This is a genomic window from Hyphomicrobium sp. LHD-15 (genome assembly GCF_031157355.1).
Lineage (GTDB): Bacteria > Pseudomonadota > Alphaproteobacteria > Rhizobiales > Hyphomicrobiaceae > Hyphomicrobium_C.
In genome coordinates this window covers 23,141-35,593 of record NZ_JAVIFT010000007.1, presented here as the reverse complement: position 1 = coordinate 35,593, position 12,453 = coordinate 23,141, and the positions used below count along the sequence as shown (strand labels likewise).

The 12,453-nt window shown below is 63.5% G+C and carries 11 protein-coding genes; 5 read left to right on the top strand and 6 right to left on the bottom strand.

Annotation, left to right across the window (positions count from 1 at the left end):
- Positions 1-64 precede the first annotated feature (64 nt).
- Together RCO24_RS17400 and RCO24_RS17395 are read left to right on the top strand one after the other, a co-directional pair.
- Positions 65-994, top strand: coding sequence for a polysaccharide deacetylase family protein (locus RCO24_RS17400; RefSeq protein WP_308963931.1), 930 nt, complete (start codon positions 65-67; stop codon positions 992-994).
- A gap of 136 nt (positions 995-1,130) precedes the next feature.
- Positions 1,131-2,531, top strand: a complete 1,401-nt coding sequence (locus RCO24_RS17395; protein WP_308963930.1) for a DUF1134 domain-containing protein — start codon at positions 1,131-1,133, stop codon at positions 2,529-2,531.
- 81 nt (positions 2,532-2,612) lie between these two features.
- On the opposite strand, the gene RCO24_RS17390 is transcribed toward RCO24_RS17395, so the two are convergent.
- The 4 genes from RCO24_RS17390 to RCO24_RS17375 all read right to left on the bottom strand — a co-directional run bounded on the left by RCO24_RS17390 (position 2,613) and on the right by RCO24_RS17375 (position 7,678).
- On the bottom strand, positions 2,613-3,623 hold the full coding sequence (locus RCO24_RS17390) for a L,D-transpeptidase (RefSeq protein ID WP_308963929.1): 1,011 nt from the start codon (positions 3,621-3,623) through the stop codon (positions 2,613-2,615).
- A gap of 127 nt (positions 3,624-3,750) precedes the next feature.
- Positions 3,751-4,176 (bottom strand): L,D-transpeptidase, encoded by a 426-nt coding sequence (locus RCO24_RS17385; RefSeq protein WP_308963928.1) that lies wholly within the window; start codon positions 4,174-4,176, stop codon positions 3,751-3,753.
- Positions 4,177-4,342: 166 nt separating this feature from the next.
- On the bottom strand, positions 4,343-5,791 hold the full coding sequence (locus RCO24_RS17380) for a deoxyribodipyrimidine photo-lyase (protein ID WP_308963927.1): 1,449 nt from the start codon (positions 5,789-5,791) through the stop codon (positions 4,343-4,345).
- A gap of 120 nt (positions 5,792-5,911) precedes the next feature.
- Complete coding sequence (locus tag RCO24_RS17375; protein ID WP_308963926.1) at positions 5,912-7,678, bottom strand: tetratricopeptide repeat protein; 1,767 nt, start codon at positions 7,676-7,678, stop codon at positions 5,912-5,914.
- A 118-nt stretch (positions 7,679-7,796) separates the two neighbouring features.
- Between RCO24_RS17375 and RCO24_RS17370 the strand changes: the two genes are divergently transcribed.
- Complete coding sequence (locus tag RCO24_RS17370) at positions 7,797-8,354, top strand: thioesterase family protein (RefSeq protein ID WP_308963925.1); 558 nt, start codon at positions 7,797-7,799, stop codon at positions 8,352-8,354.
- Between the two features lie 40 nt (positions 8,355-8,394).
- Here the strand turns inward: RCO24_RS17370 and RCO24_RS17365 are convergent, their stop codons facing one another.
- Complete coding sequence (locus RCO24_RS17365; RefSeq protein ID WP_308963924.1) at positions 8,395-9,906, bottom strand: NAD(P)H-hydrate dehydratase; 1,512 nt, start codon at positions 9,904-9,906, stop codon at positions 8,395-8,397.
- 309 nt (positions 9,907-10,215) lie between these two features.
- Between RCO24_RS17365 and RCO24_RS17360 the strand changes: the two genes are divergently transcribed.
- Entirely contained in the window at positions 10,216-10,554 is a 339-nt protein-coding gene (locus RCO24_RS17360; protein WP_308963922.1) for a P-II family nitrogen regulator, read from the top strand.
- 59 nt (positions 10,555-10,613) lie between these two features.
- On the top strand, positions 10,614-12,020 hold the full coding sequence (gene glnA, locus RCO24_RS17355) for a type I glutamate--ammonia ligase (protein ID WP_308963921.1): 1,407 nt from the start codon (positions 10,614-10,616) through the stop codon (positions 12,018-12,020).
- 118 nt (positions 12,021-12,138) lie between these two features.
- On the opposite strand, the gene RCO24_RS17350 is transcribed toward glnA, so the two are convergent.
- Complete coding sequence (locus RCO24_RS17350; protein ID WP_308963920.1) at positions 12,139-12,450, bottom strand: hypothetical protein; 312 nt, start codon at positions 12,448-12,450, stop codon at positions 12,139-12,141.
- Positions 12,451-12,453 lie beyond the last annotated feature (3 nt).

Genomic DNA, 12,453 nt, shown 5'->3' with positions numbered 1-12,453 from the left:
CCAAAGGTCTCCCCGACGACACGATTTGTTGCTAGAAACGCTGCCAAAGCCGGGAGGAAGAAAGATGCGCTTCACGCTTTCGACACTGCTTGTTTTGTTCGCGACCACTGCGATGGCCGGGGAAGGGCAGAAGACGCCACCCCAGGCGGCGCCCGCCGCCGCGGCGACCGAAACGTCGGCTCTTCCCGCGACAGCCAAAAAAGGTTGTTCCAATCCGAATGCGCTCGGCGTCACCCGCACAGTCGAGATCGACACCACCGGCGGCCCCGGCTTCGGCATGGACCACTACAAGGCTTACGATTTCCTCCAAGACAAGGAGGTCGTTCTGACCTTCGACGATGGCCCGCAGGTCAAGACCACCCGCGCCATTCTCGATGCGCTCGATGAGCAGTGCACGAAGGCGATCTTCTTCAGCCTGGGCAAGATGGCGATCGGCTTGCCGGACATCATCCGCGACGTCGCCCATCGCGGCCACACGGTCGGCACCCACACCTGGTCTCACCAGGACATGAGGAAGAAGTCCGATCAGGAAGCTAAGGACGAGATCGAGAAAGGCATCAGCGGCGTGCGCCGCGCGGTCGGCGGTCCGGTCGCGCCGTTCTTCCGCTTCCCGTATCTGCGCGATTCCTCCTCCACCCTCGCCCATCTCGCGAGCCGTAACATCGCGGTCTTCTCGACCGACGTCGACAGCTTCGATTTCAAGCGCCAAACGGCCGAGGAACTCGTCAAGAACATCATGAAGCGCCTCGAAAAGAAGGGCAAAGGCATCCTCTTGATGCACGACATCCAGCCTCATACGGCGAAGGCCATGCCGGGCTTGCTCGCGGCTCTGAAAGAGGGCGGCTACAAGGTCGTGCAGATGAAGGCAAAGGACGAGCTCAAAACGCTCGCCGAATACGACGCCCTGATCGAGAAAGATGTGAAGGGCCTTCCAGCGGCCGGCACCGAGCGACCTTTGTCGAGTGTCGTCAAAACCCTGCCGACGGCCCCCTGATGGCAGTAAAACACTGCTGCCGTTAACTTAACCAGGAAACAAGTGGATACGCTTCGCCACGAAAAAGTAGTCACGCCTCCCAACTCTCGCCGCTAAAATCCCTAAAAACGCCCCAAGTTGGCGACAGAGAGTTCTAATGACCATGAGAAGAAGCTTGCTGCGCCCGGCCGTGCTGGGCCTCGCGCTGGTGCTCGCACTTGTCGCGCCTTCGCACAAATCTGCGGCGGAAACCTGTACGGCCGACAGTTTCGGCGACGCCGTCGATCAGTCGGCCGCCGAGCTGCGTGCGTTCAGCGCAGAGACACAACCCAAGCTGAAGCAGAAGCTTCTCGCCCTCAAAGAGCACAAGAAGTGGTCTGACGCCGACTACGAGAGCAAAGGACTAGCGCTGGTCCACGATCAGAAGCTCGACGAGTTCGACGCGCAGGCAAGCGACCTATTGGGCAAGATCGATACCCTCGGAAGTCCCGAAACCTCCGAGGCCGCCAACACCGATTGCGCCAACCTGAGCGATCTCAAAGCCGCCTCCAGCGAGCTAATGGCTGTGATGCGCGCCAAATCCGGGTATCTCATCGCCCGTATCGACCGCGAGATCGGATCGCCCGCACCGGCTACCTCGACCAACGTCGCGGCCGTCGAAGCCCCGAAAGCTCCCTCGCCGGCGCCCGCAGCACCGTCCGCAATCCAGCAGCCGTCAGCCGAAGCTGTAGCGAAGGCAGGCCAGGCGGAAAGCACCAACGACGCCTTGTCGCCGATCCGCAGACCCGAGGCTTCCAACAAAGCCGAAGCCCCCGCTGCACAGCCGACACCTCAGCCGCCGCAGCCAGCGCCGCATCCCTCGCCCGACAAGACGGAAACCGAAAAATCGTCGAGCTGGAGCACCACCACGGCGCAGGCGGTTATTCCGCCGCCGCCCTTCCGCACAGCGCCGCCAGCGCACGATCTGCCGCCCGCTTTCAATCCGCCTCCGTCGGGAGACTTACCGGGCCAGCCCTACGCTCTGCCGCCCGCCGATGGCAGCGTGGACGACAGCTACAATCCCGCCGCCGGCGCCGCGGGCTACTCGATCGACGAAATCCAGGAAGCAACGCGCGGCTTCTTCGGTACCATCTCGACCTCGCTCGCAAGCGTCATCGAGCACGCATTCAAAAAAGCGGGACGCCCGACTGGCTATGTACTCGGCAAGGAGGGCGGCGGCGCGTTCCTGGCCGGCCTGCGTTACGGCGAAGGCACGCTCTATCTGCGGACGGGCGGCACGGAAAAGGTCTATTGGCACGGCCCGTCGATCGGCTACGACGTCGGCGCCGAGGGTTCGCGCACGCTGTTCCTCATTTACAATCTCGAAGACAAGGACAGCCTGTATCGCCGCTTCACGGGCGTCGACGGCTCGGCCTATCTTGTCGGCGGCGTCGGCATGACGCTGCTGAAAGGCGGCCCCGTGCTGATGGCTCCGATCCGCTCGGGGCTTGGATTGCGCATCGGCGCCAGCATCGGCTACGTGCGCTTCACCTCGCGTCCCACCTGGAATCCGTTCTGATCCCATCGACCCACCACAAAACAAAACCGCACCGGACCGAATGATCCGATGCGGTTTTGAATGACGTTTGGTGATCCGAGATCAGAACCCGTAGCCGTACGAATAGCTATTGTACAAGCCGCGCGGCTGATAATAGCGCCGCGGCGCCGCGTAATAGCGGGGCTTGCGCGGCTTGACGTAATAGTAACCCCGAGGCGGGCTCTCATAAGACGAGTAGACCCCGCGTGAATCATAGTTGGGCGGCAGATAGCGATACTGCCCCCGCCGCATCGGCACCGTGTCATAATCGTCCGAAGCCACCTGAGCCGTTGAGTGATCCGGCGTGCCATGAACGACGATCTCGGTGCGCGCCTTGCCGTGGTCGTTGACGAGCTTGTAGAGCGCCGCCGCATTCTTCGGCGCGAGGCGCACGCAGCCGTGCGACGCAGGGGTGCCGAGCATGCCGGTGGCATAGGTCGCGTGGATCGCGACGCCCTTGTGGAAGAAGATCGCGTGCGGCATCGGCGCGTAGTCGTACTGGCGCGAGTACCACATCTTCGACATCCAGGTCGGCTGGAACGTGCCCGTCGGCGTGCGATAGCCGTAGCGCGCCGACGATACCTTCCACGTGTACATCAGCGCCCCGTGTTCCGAGACGGTCATCACCTGTCGGGTGAGGTCGATGTTGATGGCCAGTGTGGACACCGGCGGCGGAGCCGGCTCCTCGACCTTTGCGGGATCGGCTTCCGGAGCAGCAGGAGCAACGGGAGACGGCGCTGGCTGCGCAACTGCCGTCGGTTCGGTTGAACGGGCTTGATCTCGCGTTGCCGCCTGAGCAGGGGCAGCAGCAGGGCGCGCCTCCGAAGCCGCTGACGCAGCCGGCGGCTCGGACACACGCGCAGGTGTGGTTGGCTCGGACGGCTTCTGCGGCGCGGCCGGCGAAACCGTCAATGTCGGCGGAGCCGGCTCGGCCGGAGCTGCGCCCTTGTTGAGGATGGTGACGGTCGGGACATTGGCGGGTGCACCCGCAGCTTCTGCGGTGGACTGAGCACGCGCGGACACGCCGGCCACCATCAGGGCCGCCAACGCGCCGAACAAAACCTTAACTCTCATCACGGGCTCTCCAACGCACTACGGACCGGAGCAATAAACATGGCGAGAAAGGCGAACTAACTTATGCATCTGGCACGGAAATCAGACATTTGCAGGTCAGGCCGCAAGCCTCCTCTGAAGGCTGCACCTACTGCGCAATGGTGATTTTTGTCCGGCCGAGCCCATGCGAGCTGACGAGCGAAAAGAACTGCGCGGCGTTGCCGGGCGCGAGGCGAATGCAGCCATGCGAGGCCGGGCGCCCGAGCTTGCTCACTTCCGCCGTCGAATGGATGGCATAGCCGCCGTTGTAGAACACGGCATTGTGCATCGGGGCGTTGCTGTATTTGGTTGAATACCAGCGCCGCTCGAGACGCTTCGCGCGAAACGTGCCCGACGGCGTCGCATAGCGCCCACGTCCCGTCGAAACAGGCCAGCTGTAGTAGAGCGTACCGTGCACATAGACGTGCATGGTCTGCGTGCTCTTGCTGATGCGGGCATGGACGTTGGCGGACGCCGCGGTGGGCAGAACGGCCGACGCGACCGCAAGCGCGATCGCGAGGACAAAGGGGCGCATCTTATTACTCCGAACAAACACAAGAAGCGGCCGCATACGCGACACTCAAACTCAAAGGAAACCGCATTTCGGTTAGGATATCGTTGCCCGGAGCAATAATTCGCGGGCGCAAATTCCCGAGATCAAGTTAGCACGCCGTTTACGGGTTGCATCGACCCGCATTCCCCTACGGTTTATCCTTGAGCCCCTTGAACGCAGCGAGCGCTACCGCCCGCGCCTCCGCGTGATCGACGATCGGTGCCGGATAGGTGGACCCGATCCGCACGCCGGCGGCAGCTAGAACCTCGGCGGCTGCAAGCCACGGCGCATGGATCGCCTTGGCCGGAAGCTTCGCAAGCTCAGGCACCCAGTGGCGCACATAGTCTCCGTCGGGATCGAACTTCTCGCCTTGCGTCACCGGGTTGAAGATCCGGAAATAGGGCGCCGCATCGGCCCCCGAGCCGGCCACCCACTGCCAGCTCGCGGCGTTGTTGGCGAGATCGGCATCGACGAGCGTATCCCAGAACCACGCCTCGCCTTCCTGCCACGGCAGCATGAGATCCTTGATCAGGAACGACGCCACGATCATTCGCACGCGATTGTGCATCCAGCCGGTGGTCCACAATTCGCGCATGCCGGCGTCGACGATCGGATAGCCGGTCAAGCCGCGCTGCCACGCTTTGAGATGGCGCGTGCTCTTGCGCCATGGGAAATCCGCAAACTCGGGACGAAACGGTTCATCCGGCAAGCTCGGCCAATGAAACAGCAAGTGCGCCGAGAACTCGCGCCAGGCGAGTTCCTTGAGAAAGGTCTCGTGCCCATTGTCGGCGTGCGGGTGACGGGACGCGAAATGACCGGCCTGCAACCAGCATTGACGCGGACTGATCTCGCCGAACGCAAGATGAGGCGAAAGCCGCGAAGTCCCTTCTCGATCCGGCCGATTGCGCTCGTCTGCATAATTCGCGAGCCCATCCGAAAGAAAATCCGAGAGCCGTTCCTGCGCACCGGCTTCCCCGGCTGTCCACGCCTCGCGCAATCCACCTGCCCAATCCGGCTTCTCCGGTAACAGCTCCCAGGCCTCGAGACGCTCGCTCTTGGGCACTTTGCGCGGAGGTGGAATGCGGGCGGGCACAGGCAGCGCGCGCGCAACTTTGATCCCGGACCGGAGCGCCCGCCAGAACGGCGTGTAGACCTTGAACGGACCTCCCGCCTGCGTCTTGAGGTGATCGGGCTCGTGCAGCAGCGTTCCGGCGAACCGCTTGAGCTCAACATCCGAGGCACCGAGCTTGGCGCGCGCGTCGCGTTCCACCTGCTGCGCGAAAGGCTCGTGGCCGCGCGAGCAGTAGACGGCCGCGGCACCTGTTTCGTGAGCGAGCGCCGCCAGCACGTCCGCCGCATCTCCGCGGCGCAGGACAAGCTTGCCACCCAGCGCTTCGATGGAACTCATTAGTGCAGCAAGGCTGTGATGCAGCCACCAGCGCGAGGCCGCACCCGCACGCCACTTCCCGGCGGCTCCGTCATCGAGAACGAAAATCGGTAATACCGGCGCCCCCGTCTCGACCGCAGCCGACAATGCCGCATGATCCGCGAGCCGGAGATCGCGCCGAAACCAGACGATGATTGGCTTTTCCGTCACGCAGAAGCCCCGAGCGCCGCGAGAGTGCAGATAGCTTCAGAAACGGAGAGAAGCGCGTCTCGGATCAGCCAGCGCGGACAAAAAAGCAGGAACCGGCCCAGGCTCAGTTGAACACTAGGCTCAGTTGAACAGGAGATCGAAGATCGTCTTCGGCTTCTTCTTGACGGTTACCTTCTTGGTCGGCGCGGACTGCCCGAAGCCGCCGCCGAACGGAGTATCCCACGGCGCCCAAGCCGCACCCGGCTCAGTCGCGCTCATGTAGCGCCGTTCGCCGCCGCCAGCGATCTGGTTCCGCGCTGCGCCCACCATGAATTCATCGGTCACGCCATCCACGCTCGCGACCGTGATCTTGCCATTCTCCCACGTCCACGTCGAAAGCTTGTCGCCCTGCCGATGCGGCTCGATCGCAACCACGACGCTCGCATCTACGTTGACGACGGCGATCAGCTCCATGTCCTCCGCGCCCGTCTTGCCGGCCACCGAGCCGCCGAAGAAGCGAAGCAGGCCGATCCCCTTGAAGGGCGGCTCCTTGAGTTCCCATGCGAGCAGCTTCGGCTGGCCGCTTCCCATCATCTCCAAGGGAATGGCAAGACGCGGATACTGATCGTTGACCGCAACGAAACGCTGCCCGCGCGAAACCACGCGCCAGGTATCGATGCCCGCATCGCCGAGCATCGTTTCCTCGGCTGTCGAAGGCAGGCTCCCGAGCCGCTGCAACGCCTCGTTGGCGTCGCGATAGCCCGGCCGCAACGAAAGCGCCTTCTTGTTGTCGGCGATGGCCTGATCGGTCTGGCCTTGCGCTTCTTCGATCACGGCCTTCACCCAAAACACTTCGGGCATGTTGGGATTGAGCTTCTGCGCCACATCGATGTCGCGTAGCGCCACGTCGATCTGCTCGCTCTGCTTGTAGGCGTAGGCACGGTAGGCGAAAGCAAGCCCCGACCGCGGATCGAGTTCGATGGCCCGGTTGAGGTCGCTGAACGATTCGTCGTGGGCTTCCGCGAGACCATACGCGAACCCGCGCTCGGCATAGGCGATCGCCCCCTTCGGATCGAGTTCGATGGCCTTCGTGAAATCCTTGATGGCCGATGCGGTGTTGCGTACCGCGAGATAGGCCTTTCCGCGCAGCACGTAGCTGTCAGCCTGATTGACGTCGAACGCAATCGCGCGGGAAAGATCCTCGATCGCCTCGTCGTAGTGCTCGACCTCGAGCTTCGCTTCCGCCCGATTGCGATAGCCGGCGGCAAAGCGCGCATCCGCCTTCACCGACCGCGTAAAATCACGGATCGCCGCGTGCGGGCGCATGAGGGAGAGGTGCGCAAGCCCGCGCCCGCTGAGCGGCGCCGGATTGGACGGCAGCAGCTGCACGGCCTTCGTATAGTCGACGATCGCGTCGTCGATCTTGCCGAGGCGCACGTAGGCACCCGCCCGGTTGTTGTACGCCGCTGCATACCCCGGTGCGAGCACGATCGAGCGATCAAAATCCTTGACCGCTTCCTTGGCGAGCCCGAGCGACAGAAGCAGGTTGCCGCGATTATTGTAGACGGCTGCGAATTCGGGAAACAGCTGCGCCGCGAGATTGAAATCCTCGAACGCCTGTCGCGTCTGCCCGAGCTTAATATTGGCGACGCCGCGATCGTTCAGAATCGCCGCACGCCGGTCGTTCGGCAACGCCGTATCCTTGAGCGCCTCGGTATAGTTGAAGACCGCCTGCTGCACCTCGCCGCGCACCAGCGCTCCGGCCGCCTCTTCCGCGAGCTGAGGCTCACCCGGCGCCGCGCGCACAGACACGTGCCCGCCGCCCGCCGCGAAAGCGAGCGCAAGAACGGCGCGAACGATGAGCGAGCGCGTCACGTGAACCTCGAGGCTATTGCGTACGGTCGCCATGATACACTGGCGGCAGACCCGAACCTTCCTCCGAATCTGGCACTTCGGTCAATAAAGCCCGATTGTGGCCCCCGAACGATAGACAATTGCCCGACGGCAACCTCCCGATGGCACGCGCATGAACCTCTGGCTCCGCCTGATCTGGCTGTTTCTGACCGCTCCGCGACGCCCAAAACTCGCCGTCCCGGCCGAGACATCGACGCTCGTTTTGCGGGTGCTTCCCAACGACCTCGATCTCAGCCTGCACATGAACAACGGCCGCTATCTTGCGATCATGGATCTCGGGCGGATCGATCTCCTGATCCGCAGCGGTCTCGGCCGCGCCGTCTGGCAGCACAGCTGGACCCCGGTTGCCAACGCCGTCGTCATGCGTTTCCGCCGCGAACTGCGGGCCTTCGATCGCTACCGGCTGGAAACGCGCGTCGTCGGATGGCTAGAGGAGGCCGTTCTGATGGAACAGGTTTTCGTCTTCGATCAAGGCGACCGGGAAGGCCAGGTTGCGGCGCGGGCGCTGTTCAAAGGCGCTCTCTACGACCGCAAAGCGAAATGCTACGTCCCCGTCGCCCAACTGATGGAAACCCTCGGCGCGAGCGCAGAGAGCCCACCGCCGACGTCTGAGCTCGAAGCCTTTCTCGCCGCCGATCGAGCGATGCGCGACACGGACCGCGAGAGGTAGACGGCGCGCAACAGCTAACGGGCAGGCATGGGTTTCCGGCCTACTGCCCGCTTCCTGCTGCCAACCTCGCCAGCACCGCCGGCAAGCGCTCCGGCAAATCCTCGGCGATGAGCCCAGGGCCGAAATCGGATGCCGCCGCGCCATGCAGCCAAACGGCCGCCGCCGCGGCTTCGAACGCCGGCATGCCCTGCGCAAGAAGCCCGGTGATGAAGCCGCCCAGTACGTCTCCCGAACCCGCCGTCGCAAGCCAGGGCGGGGCATTGGTGTTGATGATCGCTCGCCCGCCCGGCTCCGCGATCACCGTATCCGGCCCCTTGAGCAGAACCACCGCGCCGCTTTCCGCAGCGCCGCGCTGCGCACACACGAGCCGGGAACCACCCTTGGCACCGAACAGCCGTTCGAACTCGCCGTCGTGCGGCGTCAGCACCACTGAGCCGGAATGACCGCGGATCGCCGTCACCAGCCGAGGCAGAGCCCCGGCGAACGAGGTTAGCGCATCGGCATCCAGCACCGCCGAGGCCGGCGAACGGAGCGCGGCCTCGACGAGCCGGCACATGGCTTCCCCGACGCCGCCGCCAGGGCCGAGCAGCACCGCGTTCCGCCGCCGGTCGACCAGCAGGTCCGTCAAACCTTCGGGCCCCTCGAACGGACGCAGCATGATGGCGGTGAGATGCATGGCGTTGACGGAGATGGCGTCGAGCGGGCTCGCGACCGTGACCAGCCCGGCGCCAGCGCGGAGAGCCCCACGCGCCCCGAGCCGCGCCGCACCCGTTGCATGTGCCGGCCCCGAAACCACCAGCGCATGCCCACGCCCATACTTGTGGCCCTCGTGCGAAGGCCAGGGAAAGGTCTCCCGCCAGCGCAGGAACCCATTGGTCCAGTGCTTGATCTCGAGTTCGGGCAGCACGTCGGAGGGAATGCCGATGTCGGCGACACGCACCGTGCCGCAGAGCGCCCGCCCCGGATAGAGAACGTGCCCGGGCTTGCGACGGAAGAACGTCACCGTTTCGGTGGCCTTCACGACCGGTCCGTGTGCTTCCCCCGTGCCCCCATCGAGACCGCTCGGCACGTCGATGGCGATCACGGGGATTTTGAGCGTGTTGACGGTTTCGATCGTCTCCGCCGCAATTCCATCGATCGGACGGGTGAGGCCTGCCCCGAACAAGCCATCGATCACCAGATGAAGGCTTTCGAGCTTGAACGGATCGAGCGCCCGCACCGGCCCGTCGAAACGCCGCGCCATTTCCGCCGCGTCGCCCCTGAGCGCCGACTTCTCCCCGAGCAGGAACAGCCGAACATCGTAGCTCGCCCGTTTTAGCAGCCGCGCAGCGACGAACCCGTCGCCTCCGTTGTTGCCGGGGCCGCATAGCACCGCGACCCGCGATCCGGGCGGAACGAGGCGCCGCGCCGCGTCCGCAACCGCCCGCCCGGCCGCTTCCATGAGCGCCAGGCCAGCCACCCCTCTGGCCATCGCCAGCCGGTCCGCGTGCCCCATCTCCTCGGGGGTCAAGAGTTCCGCACCACCGTCCGCCCAAACCGTCTCGCCTGCCACGCCTTGCCTCTCCCTGCGCAGATGCCGAATATCGAGCGTAATGGTGTGCCGCGGCGTTGGCCATTGTCCAAGCGGATGAAAGCGCTCGGCACGCCTACTGAGCAAAACGGTCGCACAAAATGTGCGCAACATGCACGAATTTTGAGCTATCAAGAGCGGCCGGACTGCCCATCCAAAAGGCACAAACGATCCAAGCGCCTGAAAGATAGGGAATTAATCAGAAGCAACCGAATTGGCATATCCCGTGCTACCCGATGGCCGGTCCGACGCGACTGGTTAGCGAACGGGACTGCTGGAGGATAAGGGCGCATGAAGAAGATCGAGGCCATTATTAAGCCCTTCAAGCTCGACGAAGTGAAAGAAGCTCTCCAGGAGATCGGCCTGCAGGGCATCACTGTCATCGAGGCGAAGGGATTCGGCCGTCAAAAGGGGCACACGGAGCTGTACCGGGGAGCCGAGTATGTTGTCGACTTCCTGCCCAAAGTGAAAATCGAAGTGGTTTTGGGCGACGAAATGCTCGACAAGGCCGTCGAGGCGATCCAAAAGGCGGCGAAGACAGGCCGCATCGGTGACGGCAAGATCTTTATCTCGACGATAGAGGAAGCCATCCGGATCCGCACGGGCGAGACAGGCGCAGAAGCGATATAAAATCTGCGCCAGCCTGTCTTTGGCTGTGAGAACAAGAGATTCCAATAAGGGGAGTGTTTATGAAAACGGTCAATGATGTCCTGAAGCTGATCAAGGACAAGGACGTTAAGTTCGTCGACCTTCGCTTCACGGACACGAAGGGCAAGATGCAGCACGTCACCGCCGACGTGAGCACGGTCGACGAAGCCATGTTCGAGGGCTACGCGTTCGACGGCTCGTCGATTGCCGGCTGGAAGGGCATCGAAAGCTCCGACATGTTCCTGAAGCCCGATCCGGCTTCGGCTCACGTCGACCCGTTTTTCGCGCAGACGACGGTTGCCATTTTCTGCGACGTCATCGAGCCGCTGACTGGCCAGCCCTATGAGCGCGATCCGCGCTCCATCGCCAAGAAGGCCGAGGCTTACATGCTCTCGCTCGGCATCGGCGATAAGGTATTCTTCGGCCCCGAAGCCGAGTTCTTCATCTTCGACGACGTGAAGTTCTCTACCGACATGTACAACGTCGGCTACAAGGTCGACAGCTCGGAGCTGCCGACCAACACCTCGACCGAGTACGAGATGGGCAACCTCGGCCATCGTCCGCGCGTCAAGGGCGGCTACTTCCCGGTTCCCCCGATCGACAGCTGCCAGGACATCCGCTCCGAGATGCTTTCGGTCCTGACCGAGATGGGCGTCACCGTCGAGAAGCACCATCACGAGGTCGCCGCTGCTCAGCACGAACTCGGCATCAAGTTCGGCCCGATGATCACCATGGCCGACCACCTGCAGATCTATAAGTACGTGGTCCACCAGGTTTCGCAGGCCTATGGCAAGACGGCGACCTTCATGCCGAAGCCGATCTTCGGCGACAACGGCTCGGGCATGCACGTGCACCAGTCGATCTGGAAGGGCGGCGAGCCGATGTTCGCCGGCAACAAGTACGCCGACCTGTCGGATATCTGCCTCTACTACATCGGCGGCATCCTGAAGCACGCCAAGGCCATCAACGCCTTCGCGAACCCGCTGACGAACTCCTACAAGCGTCTCGTGCCGGGCTACGAAGCCCCCGTGCTCCTCGCCTACTCGGCTCGCAACCGCTCGGCATCGTGCCGTATCCCGGTCGTGACCAGCCCGAAGGCGAAGCGCATCGAGATCCGCTTCCCCGATCCGGGCGCCAATCCGTACCTCGCATTCACCGCGATGCTGATGGCCGGTCTCGATGGCATCCAGAACAAGATCCATCCGGGCGATCCGATGGACAAGAACCTTTACGACCTGCCGCCGGCAGAGCTCGCCAAGATCCCGACCGTTGCGGGCAGCTTGCGCGAAGCCCTCGCCGCCCTCGACAAGGACCGCGCCTTCTTGAAGGCCGGTGGCGTCATGAACGACGACATGATCGACGCCTACATCGAGCTGCGCATGGCCGAAAACATGCGCTACGAGATGACGCCGCATCCGGTCGAGTTCGACATGTACTACTCGGTCTAAACCGTCATAGGTCCGACCGAAGAGCTACGGCTCCCAATTCGCGACGGGGGAAGAGAAAAGGCCCGGCAGTTTTGCCGGGCCTTTTTGTTGGGCACACTGCGAAAGCGCGGCGCCTCACTTAGTAAAACGCGACGATGCCGATGAAGATCGCAACCAGCGCCAGCCGGTAAAAACTGCGCTCGTACTGCAGGAGCCAAGAGACGAACCGACGCGGCAGCTCCGCCCACGAAACGCGTGCGAGCGCCGAGAGCACGAACCCGAGCACGAGACCGATCAACAGCGAACCCACATGCAGTCCCGAGCGATCGAGGCTCGCGACCGCATCGTCGAACGAAAACTCCACGCTGGGGCCTGCGCCCATCACCGTCAGCACACCGGCGGCCAAAACGCCGAAAGCCAGAAACGAGAAGAAGCCGATCGTCGATCTCATGCG

Bases quoted from the DNA above. Each gene is read 5' to 3' on its own strand.
- RCO24_RS17350 (WP_308963920.1), bottom strand. From the start codon at position 12,450: ATGAGATCGACGATCGGCTTCTTCTCGTTTCTGGCTTTCGGCGTTTTG.
- RCO24_RS17400 (WP_308963931.1), top strand. From the start codon at position 65: ATGCGCTTCACGCTTTCGACACTGCTTGTTTTGTTCGCGACCACTGCG.
- RCO24_RS17375 (WP_308963926.1), bottom strand. From the start codon at position 7,678: ATGGCGACCGTACGCAATAGCCTCGAGGTTCACGTGACGCGCTCGCTC.
- RCO24_RS17390 (WP_308963929.1), bottom strand. From the start codon at position 3,623: ATGAGAGTTAAGGTTTTGTTCGGCGCGTTGGCGGCCCTGATGGTGGCC.
- RCO24_RS17385 (WP_308963928.1), bottom strand. From the start codon at position 4,176: ATGCGCCCCTTTGTCCTCGCGATCGCGCTTGCGGTCGCGTCGGCCGTT.
- RCO24_RS17395 (WP_308963930.1), top strand. From the start codon at position 1,131: ATGACCATGAGAAGAAGCTTGCTGCGCCCGGCCGTGCTGGGCCTCGCG.
- RCO24_RS17360 (WP_308963922.1), top strand. From the start codon at position 10,216: ATGAAGAAGATCGAGGCCATTATTAAGCCCTTCAAGCTCGACGAAGTG.
- RCO24_RS17370 (WP_308963925.1), top strand. From the start codon at position 7,797: ATGAACCTCTGGCTCCGCCTGATCTGGCTGTTTCTGACCGCTCCGCGA.
- glnA (WP_308963921.1), top strand. From the start codon at position 10,614: ATGAAAACGGTCAATGATGTCCTGAAGCTGATCAAGGACAAGGACGTT.